The following is a 19,404-nucleotide window of genomic DNA, read 5'->3' on the forward strand; positions in this document are numbered from 1 at the left end:
TGAGTCTAGGCCGCCACGGCCACGTCCAGCCCCGGAAAGCACAACCGCTGGAACTGCGCGTTCAGGTCCTCCGGCGGCAGTGGCTTGTCGCTCTCCATCCACCAGATGAAGCTGGCCCACAGCGCGCCCACGACGTACTGCGTGGCCAGGTCCAGCCGCGCGCCGGTGATGGGGGCGTGGCGCTGTCGCAGGTCTTCGCGCACCAGCGCCGCCAGCATCTGGCGCACGTGGCGCTCCACGCTGCTCTCGCTCTCGCGGGCCACCGTCATGTCGTAGATGCGCCGGTGGCTGGCCAGATGCTGGAAGAAGGGCAAGGTGAAACCCAGCGGCTCGTCGCGAGCGCGGCCGGCTTGCTCCAGCCAGCCGCGCAGGCGGCCGATGCTGGCGGCCAGCAGCTCGTCCTTGCTCTGGAAGTGGGCGTAGAAGGTGGCGCGACCCACGCCGGCGCGGTCGATGAGGTTCTGGATGGTCAGCCGCTTGTAGCCGCGCTCCTGCATCAGCGCGAACAGGGCTTCGAGGATGAGGTCGCGCGAGCGTTGCGCGCGGCGGTCCAGTGTCGCAAGGGTCTCGGGCATGGGTAAGAGGGTTGTTTTGCCGAACAAACTGCCAACGCCTGTTCGCTAGCGAACAACCGGCTGCCGTCTGTGCGGGACATGCTCAGGGGCGCTGAGTATGGTTGGTTTCGTCATCCACTCACCCACCGCAACCCATGCCCAAACAACCGCTCGCCGATCAGCCCGACGTCCAGCCCGGCACCCGCGCCGCCGGCATCGCCATCGCGCTGGCCACCATCATCTCGACCGTCTTCGTCGCCCTCGACGAGAGCGGCGGCGGCCAGGGTCAGCTCGCCATCCTGCAAAGCATTGCGCAACTGGCGGCGCTCAAGGCCACCGTGCATGGCGTGGCCATCGCTAGCATCTGCGCCTACGCCTTTGGCTATTCGGCGCTGACGCGCCGCCTGTCGCTGCGCCGCCCCGCCGTGCTGGCCGGCTTGGCCGCCTACCTGCTGGGCTGCGTGGCGCTGGTGGGCGCCACCATCGTGGATGGCTTCGTCATCCCCCACCTGGCGGCCGACGCCATCGTCGGCTCGCCCACACGCCTGCAAGTCGGCTACGAACTGGTCCACGCCGCCGGCATCGCGCTGACCGACGCCGCCAAGATTGGCTGGCTGCTGCAGGCCGCGGGCGCCCTGGCCTGGGCCGGCGTCCTGATGGGCGAGGGTGGTTTCGCCCGCGTCATCGGCATCGTGGGAGCCGTCGCCAACCTCGCCGTGGCCGCCGCCGTGCTGAGCGCGGGCGTCAACATGACCATGACCGCCATCCTCACCATCCTGCTTGCCCAACTCGTCTGGAACGTCGCCGCGGCCCTCTGGCTCGTGCGCACGCCCAGGGCTCAGTCGGCTGCCTCGTTTTCGTCAGCTAGAATGATTGGCTCAGTCGGGGCGTAGCGCAGCCTGGTAGCGCATCTGCTTTGGGAGCAGAGGGTCGCGAGTTCGAATCCCGCCGCCCCGACCAAACCTTTTTGACGACCCGCCTCGGCCCCGCGCCGCGGCGGGTTTGTTTTTTTGAAGCCCCCGTATCCGGGGGCTTCGATCCGAGGGCATCCCCCAAAGTCCGACCGAGCGGTCGGCCGGGACAATCCCAGGCTTTTGCTGCAACCCCGGCACGGCCACAAGCCACGCCAGAGATCCCATGGCACTCCAACACCTGACCGACGATCAGATCGCCACCATGACTCGCGCCCAAAAGGACGAGTGGTGGTTCAAGAACGTCTTCCGTGGCGACATGGCCCAGTTGACGCTGCGCTCGGGCCTGACCGGTTTCCTGCTCGGCGGCGTGCTGTCGTCCACCGGGCTGTATATCGGCGCCAAGACTGGCATTTCCCTGGGCGTCGGCCTCACATCGGTCATCCTGGCCTTTGCACTGTTCCGCGCGCTGCACGCAGCGGGCATGGCCAAGGACTACACCATCCTGGAGAACAACTGCACCCAGTCCATCGCCACGGCCTCGGGCTATGTGACGACGGCGCTGATCTCCAGCCTGCCGGCCTACATGCTGGTGACGGGCCATGTGCCGCCGGGCTGGCAGATCGCGGTGTGGATGTTCCTGATCTCGCTCGTGGGCGTGCTGCTGGCCTTCCCGCTGAAGCGCCGCTTCATCAACGAAGACCAGGCGCCTTTCCCCGAAGGCCGCGCCTGCGGCGTGGTGCTGGATTCGCTGTACCACGGCGAGGGCAGCGAGGGCATGTTCAAGGCGAAGCTGCTGGCCTGGGTGGCGGGCGGTGCTGCGCTGCTGCAGGGCATCTGCGGTGAAGGCTGGATGAAGCTGATCCAGTTCAAGCTGCTGGCCATGGACAAGTGGGCCGGCATGACCGAGCCCTGGCATCTGCACGACCGCATCGACGACTACTACTACGCCTGGGCGGTCAAGGCGCACGGCTTCATCCCCAGCATCCTGGGTACTGACTTCCGCACGCTGGGCCTGCGCCTGGTGGTGGACGCCGCGCTGATCGGCACCGGCGGCCTGATGGGCATTGCCATCGCGGCCAGCTGCTTCCTGGGCGCCTTCATCAACTTCGTCTTCCTGGCGCCGCTGATGATCCAGGTCGGCGACATCGTGCCGCGCCTGGGCGCCAACGGCGTGCCCATCCCGCTGAACCGCGTGGAGATCGTCAACCAGTGGTCGCTGTGGTGGGGCGTCACGATGATGGTGGTGGGCGCGCTGGTGTCGCTGCTGGCCAAGCCCGAGATCTTCACCAGCGCCTTCAAGCGCAAGGATGCCAAGGCCAAGGCCGACGAGCCCAAGAGCGACCTGCTGAAAGACATCGAAGTGCCGCTGTGGATCAGCTGGATCGGCGTGCCTGTCGTCAGCCTGCTGGGCTGCCTGGCCACGCACTACTTCTTCGGTGTGCCGCTGTGGCTGACCATCGTGTCGCTGCCGCTGATCTTCGTGCTGACCGTCATCTGCACCAACTCCATGGCGCTGACCTCGTGGACGCCGACCGGCTCGCTGTCCAAGATCACCCAGTTCACCATGGGCGCGCTGGACCGCGCCAACCCTGGCTCCAACCTGCTGCCCGCCGGCATGACGGCCGAGATCTCGTCCAACGCGGCCAACCTGCTGTCGGACATCAAGCCCGGCTACATGCTGGGCGGCAAGCCGCGTCACCAGGCCATCGGCCACGTCATTGGCAACATCGCCGGCGTGCTGGTCTGCGTGCCGCTGTTCTTCCTGCTCTTCATCAAGACCGACGCCAACGGCGCCATCAACGTGGCTGGCATGGTGAGCGACCAGTTCGGCTTCCCCGCCGCGCTGCAGTGGAAGGGTGTGGCGGACATCATCGCCAAGGGCCTGAAGAGCCTGCCCACGTCGGCGCTGATCTCCATGGGCGTGGCGGCCGTGGCGGCCGTCATCATCGAGGTGGCCCGCATCGTCACCAAGGGCAAGTCCGGCCTGTCGGCCGTGGCCATCGGCCTGGGCGTGACCCTGCCGCCGCAAGCTACCTTCATGATGTTCGTTGGCGCCTTGATGTTCTGGTACATGGCCCGCAAGCACAAGAAGGCGCCGGGCTCCAAGGGCCACCGCATCTGGGTTGAAGGCATGGAGCCCATTTGCGCCGGCCTCATCTCCGGTGCTGCGTTGATGGGCATCGGCGACGCCATCATCGGTGTGCTGATCTAATTCGAGTTTGCTGTCCGTAGCTCAACTGGATAGAGCAGCTGCCTTCTAAGCAGCAGGTCGGGGGTTCGAGTCCCTCCGGACAGGCCAGATCAAGAGTCGCAAGACGACTCACTAGCGCTCAGGCGCCCAGCTCCATCGAGGACCTGGGCGCCTTTTTCATGGCGGTCGGACTGCCAGTACTTTGGGTCTCGCAGCTTGGTACCGGTCGATGTCGAGAAGCGGCCCTGCGACCTATACGAGGCTAAATGCTGCTGCTGGTCTTGACTCAAATCGACGCTCGTTACGGACGCGGCAATAAGAGTAGAAGCCAGAAAGTTAGCGATGGACTGAAAAGAAAAGAGAGCAAAAACCATCTTCCATATGACCTACCCTGCCGTCTAGCCCAACTTCCCATGAAGGAGCAAATCAAGCCATAGACCGCAAACCCAACCAAAAGCGGCACGACGTCAGCAAAAGAAGATTTCTTCTTGACGGAGGTTTCTTGAGCCGGCGCTTCAGGTGCAGATCGATCTGCAACGCTGTCCACTTCGCGGGAGCTTGCCGAGGTCGTTACAGATTCGACAGGCCGCGGCGGTTGATACTGAGTGGCACTCGGTTTTTGGCCTGGCGTGGTCGCACTGTTGCGACGATTTGCCGGAGTGGTTTCGACTACAGAGCTGGTGGCACTGGACGGGCAGGGGTCGCTTTGATATGCCGTAGAACCGTTTGGCTGTTTGCATTTATACACTTGGGCATGCGAGAGGGCATGAAAACAAGTGACAAGGATAAAGACCAGGATGCGGAAGTTCAGCATGCAAGAATTTTCGTATTTGCGACTGGGGCTGCAGGGTGGATGACGGGCAACTAGCAATAAGCGGAGCTGAGATTTCGCTTGCGAAACTCGGTGGATCGCAAGACGGAGATCTATTACTCCAATCAGGATGGGGCTTGCTGCGGTGACAAGTCAGGCAATAGCCCATCAGCCCTCATGGCTTGTAGCAGTTCCTTCATGAGCGCCTCATAGCCAGAAAACTTCCCCAGCGGAGAACCAAAGTCTGAACGCTGATAGCGCTTGAACCACCATAGTTCTTTGCCCGTTGCATCGGTCAGCGTGCCTCTGACGGAGAACGTCATAGAAAAGTCATCGGGCTCAGCCTTGCCATTTGGCAGCGCAGGGTCTGCGAAATAGCTTAAAAAGGTTCCATTGGCCGCGGTCACGCGAATCGACAACGTCATGCCAGCCTGTCCGCTGCTGCGAAGCGGCAATGAAGCGGCGCGCGCGTCGTCGAGAAACTTGGTGAGGGACTCTTTCCGAGATCTTTCAGCGTAAGCGGCGGCAAAGCGCCGGGTGTAATCCCTTTGCCATTGGGTCACCAAAAACTTGTACGTGGTCACCTCAACCTTTTCCGGCTGGAAAGACATCTGGACCACCAATGGCTCCAACCTGAAGCCGGCAGGCATCGGCCCTGCGCTCATCTTTGGCGCGCTCATGCACCCAGAGAGCGTCAAAGACAGAGCGACGCACGCGAGCAGAGCCAGCAGGCGAGTGACGAACGTATCTGCGCTAGCCGTCTTCTCGGCGTTCTTCTGAAACGCCTTCGCAGCTGACGATTGGCTGCCTTTGTAGGTCTTGATGACCGACTTTGGTTCTTTGACCATAGCCCCTCCCTTGTGATTTCATTCTAGGGATGGTGGGCTGCCAGACTACCCGGGCGGTTCCCGATGTAGGTTCGCAGCGGTCACAGCCGGCTGAGGATCGAACTGCTCGCCATGCGCGAGCATCCCTCTTTAGGGGGATACGACGCGCCAAGCTCCCCCTTGAGGGCGATACCCAGCGGACGCCTGGATTCGGACACTGGCGGCACCATGAAAAAGACGCCGTCGAACCCAGAAATCCAAGCTGAGGAATCCATGCCCACCCTTGAACGCCGCACTGCCACCCGCACCCACCACGAACCCTGGCCCGAGGCCATGCGGGAGGAGTTCAGAAAGCTTCAGTTCCTGGACGCCGTCGAGGTGGACGAGGTCCATGCGGACGCATGGCGCGACATCCTGGCCTCCTTCGAAGGCCGCCACATCCGCTTCATCTGAGCGGGGCTCAGGCGTTCAACCCGCGCCCCACCAGCCGCAGCGTCCGCCTGAACTCGCCCTTCAGTCGGTAGAGCTGGGCCGGCCGATGCGGGCCTTCGGCGCGCTTGGCACCGGGCACCGGTTCGAGGATGTCCAGCTCGTCCATCTTGCGGCGAAAGCTCACCGGGTTGATGGCCTCGCCCAGCAGAGCTTGGTAGATGGCATGCAGTTGCGGCAAGGTGAAAGGCTCAGGGCAGAGGTGCACCGGCAGCGACGAGTACTGGCTCTTGTTGCGCACGCGTTCGGCAGCCGCCGCGATGATGCGGCCATGGTCGAAGGGCAATTGGGGCAGGCGGTCCACCGGCAGCCAGTGCTGGCCGGGTTGGCTGGCGTCAGGCTCAGCCACCAGCGCGAAATAGGCCACCGAGACGCTCCAGCCGCGCGGGTCCCGAGCCGGGCCGCTGAACGTGGCGAGTTGCTCCAGGTAAGGGCTTTGCAGCCCGGCCTTCTGCAGCAGCACGCGCTGCGCGGCATCCTCGCAACCCTGATCCTCTTCGACATGCACATAGCCGCCGGGCAGGGCGAGGGCGCCGTCGAAGGGCTCGCGGTCGCGCTTGAGCAGCATGACCTGCAACTGGCCTTCGCGCAGCGTCAGCAGCACGATGTCGACCGTGCAGATGAGACGTTGGTCGGCCGGGGAGTTCGTTGAATCATTCACCGAAGCAAGGATAAGCGCTGTGGCCTCCCATGAACTCTCTTACAACTACTTAGTTGCACAGGTAATTTAAGTGGACGTATCATGCAGCCACAACACAAGAGGAATGCCATGAACACGCATCTGTTGCTGATCGACCCGCAGAACGACTTCTGCGATCTGCCCGCGGACTGGCTGCCGCGCTCGCCGGTGAGCGGCGACCTGATCCGCCCCGCGCTGCCCGTGACCGGCGCCCATGAAGACATGCAGCGCGCCGCCGGCCTGGTGAAGCGCCTGCGCGGCCAGCTTGACGCCATCACGGTGACGCTGGACTCCCACCATCGCATCGACATCGCCCACACGGGCTTCTGGGTCGAAACCGCCAGTGGCCGCGCGCCTGGCGCCTTCACGCCCATCACCGCGGCCCAGGTTCGCGCTGGTGAATACGCGCCGCGCGATGCCGCCCAGCTCGACCGCGTGCTGACCTATCTGGACGCACTGGAAGCCACCGGCCGATACACGCTGATGGTCTGGCCCGTCCACTGCCAGATGGGCAGTTGGGGCCACGGCGTGCACGCCGGCCTGCAGTCGGCCCTGGACGCGTGGGCGGATGAGCAGGGCAGTTCGGTGGAAGTCGTCACCAAGGGCGAGAACCCCTGGACCGAACACTACAGCGCCCTGCAGGCCGAGGTGCCCGATCCCGCCGATGAAGGCACCGAGCTGAACCAGGCCCTGCTGGCCGCGCTCGACCGTTACGACCGCGTGCTGATTGCCGGTGAAGCCGGCAGCCACTGCGTGCGTGCCACCGTCGAGCATCTGGCCGCCCATCTGCCGTCGAAGCAGCTGAACAAGCTGGTGTTGCTGACCGACTGCATCAGCCCTGTGGCAGGCTTCGAGGCTCAGCAGGCCGAGTTCCTGGCCGCCATGCAGGCCCAGGGCCTGCAGCTCACTACCAGCACCGAGATTTGAGAGACGAAAGCATGAGCACTCCCGTCATCACCAGCCTGCTGGACACCGACCTCTACAAGTTCACGATGTGGCAGACCCTGCTGCATCGCCATCCGCAGACCCAGGCGGAGTACCGCTTCGTCTGCCGCAACCAGCCGGGCTATCCGCTCGCCGAGCTGAAGGCCGATGTCGAGCGTGAGCTGGAAGCCCTTTGTTCCTTGAGCTTTCGCGCCGATGAGCTGGCCTATGTGAAGGGCCTGCGCTTCATCAAGAGCGACTTCGTCGACTTCCTGCGCATCTTCAAATTCCAGCGTGACTTCGTCGAAGTGACGACCGACGGCGCCCAGCTCAACATCGTCGCCCGCGGCCCGCAAGTGCATGTGATGGGCTTCGAGATCCCGGTGCTGGCCATCGTCAACGAGCTCTATTTCCGCCGCCTGGACACGCCCGCCGTGCGCGCCGAAGGCCAGCGCCGGCTGGACGCCAAGATTGCCGCGCTGAAGGCCTTTGCCGCCGAGCCCCGGCCGCAGCGCCATCCCTTCGATCTGTTCGACTTCGGCCTGCGCCGTCGCTTCTCGGGCGCCTGGCAGCGCGAGGTGGTGACCCAGCTGCGTGACGCCTTGCCCCAGCATTTCAAGGGCAGCTCCAATGTGCTGCTGGCCAAGGAGCTGGGCCTGGTGCCCATCGGCACCATGGCCCACGAATACCTGCAGACCTACCAGGCCCTGGGCACGGTGCGCCTGCGCGACCACCAGAAGGCGGCGCTGGAAGACTGGGTGCAGGAATACCGCGGCGACCTGGGCACGGCCCTGACCGACGTCGTCGGCATGGACGCCTTCCTGGCCGACTTCGACCTCTATTTCGCCAAGCTCTTCGACGGCCTGCGCCATGACAGCGGCGATCCGGTCGTCTGGGGTGAGAAGGCCCTGGCCCATTACGCCAAGCTGCGCATCGACCCTCACACCAAGCGCCTGGTGTTCAGCGACGGGCTGACCGTCACCAAGGCCATCGAGCTGTATCGCCACTTCGCCGACCGCGTGCAGCTGGGCTTCGGCATCGGCACCCACCTCAGCAACGACCTCGGCCTGACGCCGTTGAACATCGTCATGAAGCTGACCCACGCCAACGGCCAGCCCGTGGCCAAGCTCAGCGACAGCCCCGGCAAGACGCTGTGCGATGACGAGACCTTCCTGGCCTATCTGCGTCAGGTCTTCGGGATCAAGTCGTGATGAAGCTCACCCTCGCCCAGCTCAATCTGACGGTGGGCGACGTCAACGGCAATGTGGCCCGCATGGTGGCCGCGGCGCGCCAGGCGGCCTGGGCCGGCTCCGAACTGGTCGTCTTCCCCGAACTGGCCGTCAGCGGCTACTACCCCGGCGACCTGCTGGACGAGCCCGCCCTCCTGCGACTGGTCGAAGCCGGCCTGCAGTCGCTGCGCGCGGCCTCGCGCGAGCTGCCTGGCCTGACCTGGGTGTTCGGCGCGCCGCTGCTGCGAGAAGGCCCCGGCAAGCAGCTGGAAAACGGCCTCGTCGTGTTGAAGAACGGCGAGCAGCTGCTGCGTTATGCCAAGCAGTTGCTGCCCACCTACAACATCTTCGATGAGCGCCGCCATTTCGAGCCCGGCCCCGACGTCGCCAAGGTGCTGCGCATCGGCTCTGCCCAGGTGGGCCTGCTGATCTGCGAGGACGGCTGGAACGACGGGGGCGCCGACTATGGCGTCAACCCTTTCGAGCGCCTGCGTGACGCGGCGCCCGATTTCGTCATCAGCATCAACGCCAGCCCCAGCAATATCGGCAAACGCGAGCAGCGCCACCAGGTCTTCACCTCGGCCTCGCGCCGCAACGGCCTGCCGATCCTCTACGTCAACCATGTCGGCGGGCATGACCAACTGGTCTACGACGGCGCCAGCTTTGCCGTCGAGCCGGATGAGGGTGTGGTCTTCGAGGCCGAGCGCTTTGTCGAGTCCGTGCGCACGCTGGGCTTTGTGGACGGCCGCTTTGTCGAGCCCGATGGCAGCCGCCCCGCACGCCCCGATGCGGCCGGCCTGAGCGCCATGGCCTTCTACCGTGCCCAGATCGTGCTTGGCCTGCGCGACTACGCGCGCCGCTGTGGCTTCACCCAGGCGGTGGTCGGCAGCTCCGGCGGCATCGACAGCGCCTTGACGCTGGCGCTCGCAACAGAGGCCTTGGGTGCCGACAACGTCGTCGGCATCACCATGCCGTCCAGCTTCTCGTCCAGCGGCTCGGTGAGCGATTCCGAAGCCCTGTGCCGCAACCTCGGCATCCAGTTGCTCAACCATCCCATCCACGGTGCAGTGGAAGCGCTGAAGGCCCAGTTCGCCGACAGCTTCGGTGCGCCCATGCAGGGGCTGACGCTGGAGAACCTGCAGGCCCGCGTGCGCGGCACCATCCTGATGGCCTATTCCAATGCCAACGGCCATCTGCTGCTGACCACCGGCAACAAGAGCGAGGTGTCGGTCGGCTATTGCACGCTGTACGGCGACACCAATGGCGGCCTGGGGCTCATCGGCGATCTCTACAAGACCGAGGTCTTCGCGCTGTGCCGCCATCTGAACGAGGCGGCCGGCCGTGAGCTGATTCCCATGGCCATCATCGAGAAAGAGCCTTCCGCCGAGTTGGCCCCGGGGCAGCGGGACATCGACAGCCTGCCGCCGTATCCGGTGCTGGACGAGATGCTCAAGGTCCTCATCGAAGGCGGCCGCCTGGCCAATTGGGAACGTGAAGCCGCCGAGGCCCGCATGGCCGCGCTGCGCGAAACCGCGGAGGGCAGGGCGCTGATTGAAAGGATCGCCCGCATGACCCAGCGCAGCGAATACAAGCGCCGCCAGGCGCCGCCGCTGATCCGGCTGCGCGCGCGAGCCTTCGGGCAGGGGCGGCAGATGCCGATCGCGGCGGTTTTCCCGAGCGTGCTCGCATGACGATCGTCTGGCACAGCGAGCGGGTGTTCACGCTGCCGCGCTTCCTCGCGGCATCTGAGTGCGCCGAACTGATCGAGCTGGCCGAGCAGGCTGGCTTCGATGCGGCGTCGGTGCGCACCGAGGAAGGCCAGCGCGCCATGCCCCGCGTGCGCAACAACGAGCGCACGATCATCGACAGCTCGCCGTGGACGTCGCGACTGTGGGAGCGGTTGCAAGGCGTGGCCTTGCCCGAGATCGAAGGCGAGCATGCCGTCGGCCTGCCGCATTCGCTGCGTTTCTACAAATACCTGCCCGGTCAGCGCTTCAAGATGCACAAGGACGGCCCATGGCGTGAAGACGGTCGCGTCAGCCAGCTGACCTTTCTCGTCTATCTGAACGACGGCTTCAACGGCGGCTGCACGGACTTTCGCGACTTCACCGTCCAGCCCGAGGCCGGCACGGCATTGCTTTTCATGCATGACACCTGGCACGAAGGCGCTGCCCTGGTCGAAGGCACGAAATACGTGCTGCGCTCGGACGTGCTGTACGCCCCACAGGAGCCCAATCCATCATGACCTCTGCCGCTGTCGTCATCGGCCGCTTCCAACCCGTCCACAACGGCCACCTGGCGCTGCTGCGTGCCGCCCTGGCCGAGGCGCCGCGCGTCATCGTCATGCTGGGCTCGGCCCACCAGGCACGCTCGCCTCGCCATCCTTTCAGCTGGACCGAGCGTGCCGAGATGCTGAAGCTGGCGCTGAGCGAAGAGGAACGCGAGCGCGTCGAGATCGTGCCGTTGCGCGACCTCTACGACGAGACGCGCTGGGTGCAGGCCGTGCGCAGCGCGGTGCAGCAGCGTGTGGGGAATGGCGACGTCACGCTGGTCGGCCATTTCAAGGACGCCACCAGCGACTACCTGCGCCGCTTCTCGCCCTGGAAGCTGCTCAGCCTGCCGCGCCAGCATCGCGTCGACGCCACCGACCTGCGCGCGGCCCTGTTCGAGGCCGAGCCCGAAGACCTGGACGGCGTGCTGGCCAGCTGGGTCGACCAGGTGCCGCCGGGCACGCGCAGCTTTGTGCAGGCCTGGTCGCGTCTGCCTTACCTTGCCGCGCTGCGTCGCGAGTGGGCCATGCTGAAGCGCTACCGCCAGGCCTGGGCGGCCGCACCCTATGCGCCGGTCTTCGTCACCGTCGACCTGGTGCTGCAATGCGCCGGCCATGTGCTGCTGATTCAGCGCGCCCAGGATCCCGGCCAGGGGCTGTGGGCCTTGCCGGGCGGCTTTGTCGAGCCGCGCGACACGCTTTACCAGTCAGCGGTGCGCGAGCTGGAGGAGGAGACCGGGCTGCGCCTGCTGCCCGAGACGCTGCAGCGGGCGCTGCTGGGCGTGGCCGTGTTCGACCACCCGGATCGCAGCCAGCGCGGCCGCACCATCACGCATGCCCATCACTTCGACCTGGGCGACCGCGAACTGCCCGAAGTGCAGGGGGCCGACGATGCCGCTCAGGCGCGCTGGGTGCTGGTGGCTGAACTGGCTGCGATGGAGGCGCAGTTCTTCGACGACCACTTCCACATGCTGGACCGCTTTCTGAAGCTGCTGCCTTTGGAATGACCCGTCGCTTACGACAGGCGCGCCAGCATCATGGCTTCGGTGGCTTCGTCCCAGGCCAGCGGGTAGAGGCTGCGCGCCGAGGCCAGTGAGTCGGGGTGGCCGCCCCACAGCGCGATCTGCTCGCGGATGGTGGCGAAGTCAATGCTCATCAGCACGGCCGGTGCATCGACGCGCGGGTTGTGGCGAGCGGCCGTGTAGGGCACCAGCCCCAGGCAGCGGCGATAGAAGGGGACGTGGCGCGGGTTGACCTCGATGACCAGGCGGTCGATGCGGGCGCGGCGATGGGCATGCAGATAGCCGAGATGGAAGATCTGAGCCAGCACGCGCTTGGGGTCGTGGGAATGCTTGTCCACGGCCAGGCCGCCGAATTCGCACAAGGTGATGCCAGCGGCGCGCCATTCGTCCAGTTCGGCATGGAACAACTGGTCGGCGTGCAAGCCGCCGTCGCCGTCAAAGCGCACGGACAGGGTGCCCACGATCCGCTGATCGCGGTCGCGCGCAGTGCAGACGATGTCGCCGTCCTCGTTGCGGCTGCTGTAGCGCTCGCGGGTGACGGTGAGCCCACGGTCGCCATAGCGGCGCTCGACGAGGCCCAGGGCATCGCCGTCCAGCGCACCGAAGTCGCTGTTCAAAGCCAGTGCGGCAGCGCCCGAAAAGGCGTTCGATGACGGGCTGTGCCGCGCTTGCATGACAGGGACCATGGACTGCATCCTTTTTCCGCGCCCAATGCGCGAGCGGCGCAGTCTAGGGAGCCCACCCCCCAAATGGGGGGATCTCACAGACCGATACACCAGTCGCATTCGGCGCATGAGATTTCGCACGAGGTACTGGTTGCAAGCCGTGCCCTTTGTTAGCGCATGTTTCTCGACAGCGCGGCGCCGTCCTACAGCCTATGCGCTGGTGCAGCGCTAACGTATCACTCGTCTGCTTCTCCCTCCCTGAGCAGGCCGCTGGTCAGCCTCGCAGGCGTCTGGTGAATTGCCCCGGCCGATGGCCGGGGCATTTTTTTGCCATCCCCCTTTGGAGGGATACGGCGGGGGATATCCCCTCTCATCCCCCTTCACACCCCCCTGCGGGCACCACTAAGAGTGATTTCCGCACGGCCCGTCCTTGCCGAGACTGACGTCATCGACATCGGAGCCAGCGGTCATGCAGATTTCCTTCCACGCCTTTGCCCAGGACTCGGTCCACCAGATCCGCGCCACGCTGCGCCGTGTGCGTGGCCTGCATGAGACCTCGCTGAGCGCGATCGAGCCGAGCGGTTTCTGGACCGCCATCGAGCTGCCCAAGCCCGACGTCGTGGCCTGGCAAGACACCGAGATCGACGTGCGGCGGGTGGTGCTGTGAAAGCCCAGACCCTGGCCGTCGTGGCCGTCGGTGCCGCCGTCATCGGCGCCGCGCTGCTGGTCGTCGCGCCTCTCGCCGATGCCAATCCGCGCACACCCGGCGCCCTCGCCGCCGCCGTCCCTCATTCGCACTAAGGAGATTGGCTCTCATGTTCACCCCACCTTCGCAGATCGCCCGCTGGGCGTTCGACAGCCACGCCAGCCAGATCAGCGCCGTCGATCATCAGGGACGCGTGCTGATGGCCATCACCGCCAACCCCATGTTCGGCGTGCGGCTGGCCGCGGCCTTCGGCTGGCCGGGCGGCTATCCGGCGGCCATCGGCCAGCCGCTCAGAAGCGCCGGCGAGCTGCTGCGCTGAAACGGGGCGTCCTTATGCGGCGCTAACGCGCTGCCGGACACAGTGGGGGCCTCTTCACCACCAGTGCTCCGCATGGACACCCTGTTCGCCCTTTTTGCCCACCCCTGGTTGACGGCCGCCGGCCTGCTCGCCCTGGTGGGCCTCATCTTCTACAAGCGCACGCTGCGCCTGTTCGGCTTCGTCATCGTGCCGGACGACTCCATCGGCACGGTCACCAAGGGCTTCGTGCTGTTCGGCCGCCACCGCGAACTGCCGCCCGGCCGCATCGTCGCCCTCCATGGCGAAGCCGGCCTGCAGGCCGACACCCTGGCCCCGGGCCTGCACATCGGCCTGTGGCCGTGGCAGTACGAGGTCGAGTTGGTCAAGTTCACCGTCGTGCCCGATGACGCCATCGGCGTCGTCGAGGCCTGCGACGGCCTGCCGCTGCCCGATGGCCGCGTGCTGGCCCGCCATGTCGATTGCGACAACTTCCAGGACGCCCGTGCTTTCCTCGCCAGCGGCGAGCGCGGCCTGCAGACCAGCGTCGTGCCTCCGGGTGCCTGGCGCATCAACACCCTGCTGTTCACCGTGCGCCTGGAGCGCATGACCGTCATCGAGCCCGGCAAGATCGGCATCGTCGAGGCGCGTGATGGCAAACCCCTGGCCGGAGGCCGCGTCATCGGCCGCGCCGTCGCCTGCGACAGCTTCCAGGACGCCCGCGCCTTCATGGCCGGTGGCGGCGAGCGTGGCCCGCAGATGAGCGTCATCCCGCAAGGCAAGTACCGCATCAACCCGGGCCTGTTCAAGGTCATGCAGGTGCAGGTCACCGACGTGCCCGACAACAAGGTCGGCATCGTCACGACGCGCGAGGGCGCTTCGCTGACCACCGGCGAGATCGCCGGTCCCGAAGTGCCCGGCCACAACCTCTATCAAGACCCGCAGTCCTTCGTCAACGCCGGCGGCACCAAGGGCCTGCAGGAACAGGTGCTGCTGGCCGGCCGCTACTTCATCAACCCGATGTTCGCCACCGTCGAGATCATCGACATGACCGAGGTGCCCATCGCGTCGGTCGGTGTCGTCGTCGCCTTCGTCGGCAAGGCCGGCGTGGACGTGACGGGCGAGGGCTTCCGCCATGCCAACATGGTCCGCAAGGGCGAGAAGGGCGTGTGGGTGGACGTGCTCGACCCCGGCAAGTACGCCATCAACACCTACACCCACAAGGTGCGCGTGGTGCCCACGGCCAACGTCGTGCTGAACTGGGCCACGGGCAAGACCGAAGCCCACAAGCTGGACGCCAACCTGTCCACCATCACCGTGCGCTCGGCCGACGGCTTCACCTTCAACCTGGACGTCAGCCAGATCATTCACATCCCGCGCAACGACGCGCCCAAGGTCATCGCCCGCTTCGGCAGCATGGAGGCCCTGGTCACGCAGGTGCTGGAGCCCACCATCGGCAACTACTTCCGCAATGCCGCGCAGAACTCGGACGTCATCGACTTCCTGAAGAAGCGCAGCGAGCGCCAGGCCGAGGCCAAAGCCGCGATTGCGCTGGCCCTGAAGGCCTATGACGTGGGTGCCGTCGAGACGTTGATCGGCGACATCGTGCCGCCGGCCGAGTTGATGAAGACCCTGACCGACCGCAAGCTGGCCGAGCAGGAGAAGGTCACCTTCACGACGCAGATGGAAGCCCAGGGCGTGCGCCAGCAGCTCGAGCAGGCCACGGCCCTGGCCCGCACCCAGGCCCAGGTGGTGGACGCCGAGCGCAAGGTGGCGATGGCCGAGTTCAACGCGCAGGCCGCGGTGAAGACGGCCGACGGCGCGGCGCGCTCCAAGAAGATCACGGCCGAGGCCGATGCCGAAGTCACCCGCGTGACCGGTCAGGCCGAAGCCGGCCGGACTCTCGCCATCGGCGAGGCCGAAGCCGAGGTCATCCGCCAGAAGATCGGCTCCATGGAGTCGGGCAATTACGCCATCGTGCAGGTCGCCCAGGCCCTGGCCGGTGCCGGCGTGCAGCTGGTGCCCGAGGTGCTGGTGGGTGGCGGTTCACAGTCGGGCGGGCAGGGCGGCACCCTGGTCGACGTGCTGCTGGCCGGCCTGGTGAAGGACCGCCTGGCCAAGCCCGAGCCGGTGCTGACCGACGTCGTGGTGGCGCCCTAAACTGCGCGCCCCATGATTCCCCGCCCCATCGTCCAGTTCCTGCCCTGGATCGCCACCGGCTCGCTGATGGCCCTGGCCTGGGTGGGCTGGAAACTGCGCAAGGCCTGGGAGGGCCTGCGCGCCGCGCAACGGGCCGCCCAGCTGGAGCGCGCCCTGCGCGAGTTCGGCGACCTGATGCGCGATGCCGACCGCCCCGAGGCCCATGCCCACGAGCTGCTTCAGGCGCTGTCGAGCCTGGCCGGCCTGCCGGCCGCGGCGCTGCTGCGGCCGGCGCCCGACGCCCAGGACATCGTCCTCGGCGAGCCCGATGCCAATGCGCTGGCCGGCCTGCAGCTCTGTGCCGACAGCGGTCGGGCTCTCGGTCCCGGCACGGCCCACCACAGCGGCGAGCCCGACCTCTATCTGCCGCTGCGCGGCCGTGACGTGGCCCTCGGCGCGGTCACGCTGCGCGGCCTGGGCACCGAAGCCCTGGCCCCCGACCACCTCGCCCACGCCCAGGCCCTGTGCGACCAGATGGGCCTGGCCCTGCAGCGCCGTCGCGTGCAGGACGAGGCCCGCCTGGCCGGCGAGCTGGCCGAGACCCAGTCCACCCGCAATGCCATGCTGGCCGCCATCTCCCACGACTACCGCACGCCGCTGGCCACCATCATGGGATCGGCCTCGGCCCTGCAGACCCAGGGCGACCGGCTGACGGCGGCCCAGCGCAGTGAGCTGGCCGGCCGCATCGTCGACGAGACGGCCCGCCTGGTGCGCCTGACCGACAACACCCTGCAGCTGGCGCGCCTGGGTGCGCCCGGCGTGGCCCTGCGCTGCGACTGGGAGTCGGCCGAGGAGATCGTCGGCGCGGCCCTGCGGCGCGTGCGTCGCCGCCCCGACGGCGAGCGCGTCAAGGCGCGCATCGAGGAAGGCCTGCCGCTGCTGTGGTGTGATGCGGCCCTGATGTCTCAATTGCTGGACAACCTCATCGACAACGCCCTGAAGTACAGCCCGGCCACGGCGCCGGTCGAGCTGGTCGTGCGCCGCCTGGGTGGCGAGGCCATGTTCGCCGTGCGCGACCGCGGCCCGGGCATCGACCCGGCCTGGCGCGACCGCGTTTTCGACGCCTTCCAGCGCGGCGACCTGGCCGCCTTCGCCCAACGCCCGCCGGGCTCGGGCGTGGGCCTGGCCCTGTGCCGCGCGATTGCGCAGGCGCACGAGGGCAGCCTGAGCCTGCGCCCGCGTGGCCATGGCGGCTGCAGCTTTGAGCTGCGCTTGCCGCTGCGCGATGCCCCTGAGTTCCCCGAGGCGCCGACATGAAATTGCTGTTGGTCGAAGACGACCGCGAACTGCGCGTGACCTTGAAGGAGGCCCTGGCCGTCGAAGGCTATGAGGTGCTGACCGCGGCCAGTCTGGCCGATGCCATGGCCCAGCTCGCCCACGCCGGTCATCTGGATGCCGTGCTGCTCGACCTGGGCCTGCCCGATGGCGACGGCGAGGAGCTGCTGCAGGCCCTGCGCCGCGAGCGCTCGACGCCGCTGATCGTCATCTCGGCCCGCCAGGTCGAGGGCCAGAAGATCCGCCTGCTCGATGCCGGCGCCGACGACTACCTCGTCAAGCCCTTCGGCATCGGCGAGCTGCTGGCGCGGCTGCGCGTGGCCCTGCGCCACCGCGGCACCGTGGCTCAGCCGGCCGTCACGATGTACCGCCGCGCCGGCCTGGAGGTCGATCTTGCCGCCCACCGCGTCAAGCGCGACGGGGTCGACGTGCGCCTGACGCCGACCGAGTTCAAGCTGCTGGCCCGCCTGGTGCGCCAGGCCGGCCAGGTTGTCACCCACCGCCGCCTGTTGGCCGACGTCTGGGGCCCCGACGACACCGAGCAGACGCATTACCTGCGCCTGTACATGGGCCAGTTGCGCGCCAAGCTCGAGGCCGATCCGGCCGAGCCCCGCGTGCTGCTGACCGAGCCCGGCGTGGGCTATCGCATCGCCGAGCCGAAGTGATCTCCTGCATGCAAATCACCCACTGGATTCCCGTCGACGGCGCCGAGCTGGCCGTCGAATACCGCCCTCATGACGACGGCCGTGCGCCGCTCGTGTTCCTGCACGCCGGCGTCACCGATGGTCGGTTGTGGGACGGTGCCATGGCTGCTGCGGCGGGCCAGCGTTCGGCGCTGCGCATCGACCGCCGCGGCTTTGGCCAGACCCGGGTCACCGCCGCCCGCCCGCACGCCTGGGTGAGCGACCTGCGCGCCGTGCTGGACGTACTGGACCTGCCGCGCGTGGAACTGGTGGGCTGCTCGCTGGGCGGTCGCATCGCCATCGACTTCGCGCTGGCGTCGCCTGAACGCGTGGCCGGCTTGGTGCTGGTGGCGCCTGCCGTCACCGGCGCGCCCGACCCCACGCCGGAACTGGATGCCGCCAGCCGCGAACTCAACGATGCCACGCAGGCTGCCCGTGCAGCCGGCCGGCTAGATGAAGTCAACCGCCTGCAGGCGCGGCTGTGGCTGGACGGCCCCGGTCAAGTCGAAGGCCGCGTGAGTGGCGCGGCGCGTGAGCTGTTCCTGACGATGAACCGCATCGCCCTGCATGCCCCGGCCATCGGCGAGCTGCAGGCTGCGCCCGACGCGTGGTCGAGGCTGGAGCAACTGGCCGTGCCCACGCATCTGGTGTGCGGTGACCTGGACCTGCCTTACCTGGTGCAGCGCTGCCGCGAGATGGCCGCGCGCATCCCGGGTGCTCGCCATGTGGCGCTGCCCGGCGTGGCCCACCTGCCGTCGCTGGAGGCCCCGGCGGCCTTCAACCGTGTGCTGCAGGCCGCGGGCTTGCTGGCTGGCTGACGACTCAGCGCGGCGGCCTGGCGCCGGCCAGGTGCATGCCGCTGTCCAGCATCACCAGCTCGCCGGTCACCGTGCGCGCGCCGTCCACCAGCCAGACGATGGCCTCAGCCACGTCCTCGGGTGAGCAGGCGCGCTGCAGCGGCACGCTGGCTTCGTAGGCCTTCAGGCCGGTCTCGTAGCCCTGTTGCCCCACGCCGTCGACGAACCAGCGCGTGGTGATGAGACCCGGGCACACCGCATTCACGCGCACGGCCGGCGCCAGGGCGCGGGCGAGGTGCAGCGTCATCGCGTTGATGGCGCCCTTGGACGCGATATAGGGCATGGACGAGCCCACCCCCAGCGCGCCGGCCACCGACGACACGTTGACGATGCAACCCTGCGCGGCCTTCAGCGCGGCGACGCAGGCGCGCACCATCTGGAAGCTGCCCAGTGCATTGACGCCCAGGATGCGCTGGAAGGTCTCCGCGTCCAGCGCGTCCCATTCGGCCGCGGCGCCGAACACCGACACGCCCGCGTTGTTCACGAGCGCGTCGATGCGGCCCCAGCGGTCCACCGCCGCCTGCGCCAGCGCGCGGCAGTCGGCGTCCTGGGCCACGTCGCCCTGCTTGACGAGCACGTCCGCCCCGGCTGCGCGGCAGGCCGTGGCGCTGGCCTCGGCGTCGTCGGCGCTGCGCGAGTAGTTGATCAACAGGTCGTAGCCCTTGCCGGCCAGCATCAGCGCAGTGGCAGCGCCCACGCCGGTGCCACCGCCGGTGATCAGTGCGACCTTGCGTGACCCTGGCATGCGTCATCTCCTGCGGAAGTGCGATGGACCAGTCTAGGGGCCCGCCACCGCCATGGCAGCGGGGCCCGGC

The 19,404-nt window shown here is 67.1% G+C and carries 20 protein-coding genes and 2 tRNA genes; 17 read left to right on the forward strand and 5 right to left on the reverse strand.

Annotation, left to right across the window (positions count from 1 at the left end):
• Nucleotides 1–5: 5 nt before the first annotated feature.
• Complete coding sequence (locus tag ACS5PN_RS00500) at nucleotides 6–575, reverse strand: TetR/AcrR family transcriptional regulator (RefSeq protein WP_439461986.1); 570 nt, start codon at nucleotides 573–575, stop codon at nucleotides 6–8.
• Between the two features lie 134 nt (nucleotides 576–709).
• Between ACS5PN_RS00500 and ACS5PN_RS00505 the strand changes: the two genes are divergently transcribed.
• The 4 genes from ACS5PN_RS00505 to ACS5PN_RS00520 all read left to right on the forward strand — a co-directional run bounded on the left by ACS5PN_RS00505 (nucleotide 710) and on the right by ACS5PN_RS00520 (nucleotide 3,767).
• A complete protein-coding gene (locus tag ACS5PN_RS00505; protein WP_439461987.1) occupies nucleotides 710–1,447 on the forward strand; it encodes a hypothetical protein in 738 nt (245 codons plus the stop codon).
• Nucleotides 1,438–1,514, forward strand: a tRNA-Pro gene (locus tag ACS5PN_RS00510). The genes ACS5PN_RS00505 and ACS5PN_RS00510 overlap by 10 nt, the downstream gene beginning before the upstream one ends.
• Nucleotides 1,515–1,691: 177 nt before the next feature.
• Nucleotides 1,692–3,680, forward strand: coding sequence for an OPT family oligopeptide transporter (locus ACS5PN_RS00515; protein WP_439461988.1), 1,989 nt, complete (start codon nucleotides 1,692–1,694; stop codon nucleotides 3,678–3,680).
• Between the two features lie 10 nt (nucleotides 3,681–3,690).
• A tRNA-Arg gene (locus tag ACS5PN_RS00520) sits at nucleotides 3,691–3,767 on the forward strand.
• 828 nt (nucleotides 3,768–4,595) lie between these two features.
• On the opposite strand, the gene ACS5PN_RS00525 is transcribed toward ACS5PN_RS00520, so the two are convergent.
• Nucleotides 4,596–5,318 carry a hypothetical protein gene (locus tag ACS5PN_RS00525; RefSeq protein ID WP_439461989.1) on the reverse strand — a complete coding sequence of 241 codons (723 nt, stop codon included), beginning with the start codon at nucleotides 5,316–5,318 and terminating at the stop codon, nucleotides 4,596–4,598.
• A gap of 252 nt (nucleotides 5,319–5,570) precedes the next feature.
• Here ACS5PN_RS00525 and ACS5PN_RS00530 point away from each other — a divergent pair, with 252 nt between their 5' ends.
• A complete protein-coding gene (locus ACS5PN_RS00530; RefSeq protein ID WP_439461990.1) occupies nucleotides 5,571–5,750 on the forward strand; it encodes a hypothetical protein in 180 nt (59 codons plus the stop codon).
• A 7-nt stretch (nucleotides 5,751–5,757) separates the two neighbouring features.
• Here ACS5PN_RS00530 and ACS5PN_RS00535 read toward each other — a convergent pair whose 3' ends face one another.
• Nucleotides 5,758–6,447: an NUDIX hydrolase gene (locus ACS5PN_RS00535; protein ID WP_439461991.1), complete on the reverse strand. Its 690-nt coding sequence runs from the start codon at nucleotides 6,445–6,447 to the stop codon at nucleotides 5,758–5,760.
• A gap of 108 nt (nucleotides 6,448–6,555) precedes the next feature.
• Between ACS5PN_RS00535 and ACS5PN_RS00540 the strand changes: the two genes are divergently transcribed.
• The 5 genes from ACS5PN_RS00540 to ACS5PN_RS00560 are packed head-to-tail and all read left to right on the forward strand — an operon-like array spanning nucleotide 6,556 to nucleotide 11,894.
• Nucleotides 6,556–7,392 (forward strand): cysteine hydrolase, encoded by an 837-nt coding sequence (locus ACS5PN_RS00540; protein WP_439461992.1) that lies wholly within the window; start codon nucleotides 6,556–6,558, stop codon nucleotides 7,390–7,392.
• 11 nt (nucleotides 7,393–7,403) lie between these two features.
• Complete coding sequence (gene pncB / locus ACS5PN_RS00545) at nucleotides 7,404–8,600, forward strand: nicotinate phosphoribosyltransferase (RefSeq protein ID WP_439461993.1); 1,197 nt, start codon at nucleotides 7,404–7,406, stop codon at nucleotides 8,598–8,600.
• Nucleotides 8,597–10,309 carry an NAD+ synthase gene (locus ACS5PN_RS00550; RefSeq protein ID WP_439461994.1) on the forward strand — a complete coding sequence of 571 codons (1,713 nt, stop codon included), beginning with the start codon at nucleotides 8,597–8,599 and terminating at the stop codon, nucleotides 10,307–10,309. The genes pncB and ACS5PN_RS00550 overlap by 4 nt, the downstream gene beginning before the upstream one ends.
• On the forward strand, nucleotides 10,306–10,863 hold the full coding sequence (locus ACS5PN_RS00555) for a prolyl hydroxylase family protein (protein WP_439461995.1): 558 nt from the start codon (nucleotides 10,306–10,308) through the stop codon (nucleotides 10,861–10,863). The genes ACS5PN_RS00550 and ACS5PN_RS00555 overlap by 4 nt, the downstream gene beginning before the upstream one ends.
• The gene (locus ACS5PN_RS00560) at nucleotides 10,860–11,894 is read left to right on the forward strand and encodes a bifunctional nicotinamide-nucleotide adenylyltransferase/Nudix hydroxylase (RefSeq protein WP_439461996.1); all 1,035 of its coding nucleotides are present in this window, start codon (nucleotides 10,860–10,862) and stop codon (nucleotides 11,892–11,894) included. The genes ACS5PN_RS00555 and ACS5PN_RS00560 overlap by 4 nt, the downstream gene beginning before the upstream one ends.
• 8 nt (nucleotides 11,895–11,902) lie before the next feature.
• Here the strand turns inward: ACS5PN_RS00560 and ACS5PN_RS00565 are convergent, their stop codons facing one another.
• Nucleotides 11,903–12,595 carry an N-acyl amino acid synthase FeeM domain-containing protein gene (locus ACS5PN_RS00565; protein ID WP_439461997.1) on the reverse strand — a complete coding sequence of 231 codons (693 nt, stop codon included), beginning with the start codon at nucleotides 12,593–12,595 and terminating at the stop codon, nucleotides 11,903–11,905.
• A 448-nt stretch (nucleotides 12,596–13,043) separates the two neighbouring features.
• Between ACS5PN_RS00565 and ACS5PN_RS00570 the strand changes: the two genes are divergently transcribed.
• From ACS5PN_RS00570 to ACS5PN_RS00600, 7 genes are all read left to right on the forward strand, one after another.
• On the forward strand, nucleotides 13,044–13,241 hold the full coding sequence (locus ACS5PN_RS00570) for a hypothetical protein (protein WP_439461998.1): 198 nt from the start codon (nucleotides 13,044–13,046) through the stop codon (nucleotides 13,239–13,241).
• A complete protein-coding gene (locus ACS5PN_RS00575) occupies nucleotides 13,238–13,375 on the forward strand; it encodes a hypothetical protein (RefSeq protein ID WP_439461999.1) in 138 nt (45 codons plus the stop codon). Before ACS5PN_RS00570 ends, ACS5PN_RS00575 begins: the two co-directional genes overlap by 4 nt.
• A gap of 14 nt (nucleotides 13,376–13,389) precedes the next feature.
• On the forward strand, nucleotides 13,390–13,599 hold the full coding sequence (locus ACS5PN_RS00580) for a hypothetical protein (protein WP_439462000.1): 210 nt from the start codon (nucleotides 13,390–13,392) through the stop codon (nucleotides 13,597–13,599).
• A 72-nt stretch (nucleotides 13,600–13,671) separates the two neighbouring features.
• Nucleotides 13,672–15,735, forward strand: a complete 2,064-nt coding sequence (locus ACS5PN_RS00585; RefSeq protein ID WP_439462001.1) for an SPFH domain-containing protein — start codon at nucleotides 13,672–13,674, stop codon at nucleotides 15,733–15,735.
• Nucleotides 15,736–15,747: 12 nt separating this feature from the next.
• Complete coding sequence (locus ACS5PN_RS00590; protein WP_439462002.1) at nucleotides 15,748–17,031, forward strand: sensor histidine kinase; 1,284 nt, start codon at nucleotides 15,748–15,750, stop codon at nucleotides 17,029–17,031.
• Nucleotides 17,028–17,714 (forward strand): response regulator, encoded by a 687-nt coding sequence (locus tag ACS5PN_RS00595; protein ID WP_439462003.1) that lies wholly within the window; start codon nucleotides 17,028–17,030, stop codon nucleotides 17,712–17,714. Before ACS5PN_RS00590 ends, ACS5PN_RS00595 begins: the two co-directional genes overlap by 4 nt.
• A gap of 8 nt (nucleotides 17,715–17,722) precedes the next feature.
• Complete coding sequence (locus ACS5PN_RS00600) at nucleotides 17,723–18,550, forward strand: alpha/beta fold hydrolase (RefSeq protein WP_439462004.1); 828 nt, start codon at nucleotides 17,723–17,725, stop codon at nucleotides 18,548–18,550.
• 4 nt (nucleotides 18,551–18,554) lie between these two features.
• Here the strand turns inward: ACS5PN_RS00600 and ACS5PN_RS00605 are convergent, their stop codons facing one another.
• On the reverse strand, nucleotides 18,555–19,334 hold the full coding sequence (locus tag ACS5PN_RS00605; RefSeq protein WP_439462005.1) for an SDR family NAD(P)-dependent oxidoreductase: 780 nt from the start codon (nucleotides 19,332–19,334) through the stop codon (nucleotides 18,555–18,557).
• Nucleotides 19,335–19,404 lie beyond the last annotated feature (70 nt).

Origin of the sequence: Roseateles sp. NT4 (assembly GCF_051857475.1) — a bacterium.
Classification (GTDB): domain Bacteria; phylum Pseudomonadota; class Gammaproteobacteria; order Burkholderiales; family Burkholderiaceae_C; genus Pelomonas.

Excerpts from the sequence above, each read along its gene's own strand:
- pncB (WP_439461993.1), top strand. The coding sequence starts at position 7,404 with ATGAGCACTCCCGTCATCACCAGCCTGCTGGACACCGACCTCTACAAG.
- ACS5PN_RS00590 (WP_439462002.1), top strand. The coding sequence starts at position 15,748 with ATGATTCCCCGCCCCATCGTCCAGTTCCTGCCCTGGATCGCCACCGGC.
- ACS5PN_RS00525 (WP_439461989.1), bottom strand. The coding sequence starts at position 5,318 with ATGGTCAAAGAACCAAAGTCGGTCATCAAGACCTACAAAGGCAGCCAA.
- ACS5PN_RS00540 (WP_439461992.1), top strand. The coding sequence starts at position 6,556 with ATGAACACGCATCTGTTGCTGATCGACCCGCAGAACGACTTCTGCGAT.
- ACS5PN_RS00500 (WP_439461986.1), bottom strand. The coding sequence starts at position 575 with ATGCCCGAGACCCTTGCGACACTGGACCGCCGCGCGCAACGCTCGCGC.
- ACS5PN_RS00570 (WP_439461998.1), top strand. The coding sequence starts at position 13,044 with ATGCAGATTTCCTTCCACGCCTTTGCCCAGGACTCGGTCCACCAGATC.
- ACS5PN_RS00560 (WP_439461996.1), top strand. The coding sequence starts at position 10,860 with ATGACCTCTGCCGCTGTCGTCATCGGCCGCTTCCAACCCGTCCACAAC.
- ACS5PN_RS00600 (WP_439462004.1), top strand. The coding sequence starts at position 17,723 with ATGCAAATCACCCACTGGATTCCCGTCGACGGCGCCGAGCTGGCCGTC.
- ACS5PN_RS00505 (WP_439461987.1), top strand. The coding sequence starts at position 710 with ATGCCCAAACAACCGCTCGCCGATCAGCCCGACGTCCAGCCCGGCACC.
- ACS5PN_RS00530 (WP_439461990.1), top strand. The coding sequence starts at position 5,571 with ATGCCCACCCTTGAACGCCGCACTGCCACCCGCACCCACCACGAACCC.
- ACS5PN_RS00580 (WP_439462000.1), top strand. The coding sequence starts at position 13,390 with ATGTTCACCCCACCTTCGCAGATCGCCCGCTGGGCGTTCGACAGCCAC.
- ACS5PN_RS00565 (WP_439461997.1), bottom strand. The coding sequence starts at position 12,595 with ATGGTCCCTGTCATGCAAGCGCGGCACAGCCCGTCATCGAACGCCTTT.
- ACS5PN_RS00585 (WP_439462001.1), top strand. The coding sequence starts at position 13,672 with ATGGACACCCTGTTCGCCCTTTTTGCCCACCCCTGGTTGACGGCCGCC.
- ACS5PN_RS00595 (WP_439462003.1), top strand. The coding sequence starts at position 17,028 with ATGAAATTGCTGTTGGTCGAAGACGACCGCGAACTGCGCGTGACCTTG.
- ACS5PN_RS00515 (WP_439461988.1), top strand. The coding sequence starts at position 1,692 with ATGGCACTCCAACACCTGACCGACGATCAGATCGCCACCATGACTCGC.
- ACS5PN_RS00605 (WP_439462005.1), bottom strand. The coding sequence starts at position 19,334 with ATGCCAGGGTCACGCAAGGTCGCACTGATCACCGGCGGTGGCACCGGC.
- ACS5PN_RS00555 (WP_439461995.1), top strand. The coding sequence starts at position 10,306 with ATGACGATCGTCTGGCACAGCGAGCGGGTGTTCACGCTGCCGCGCTTC.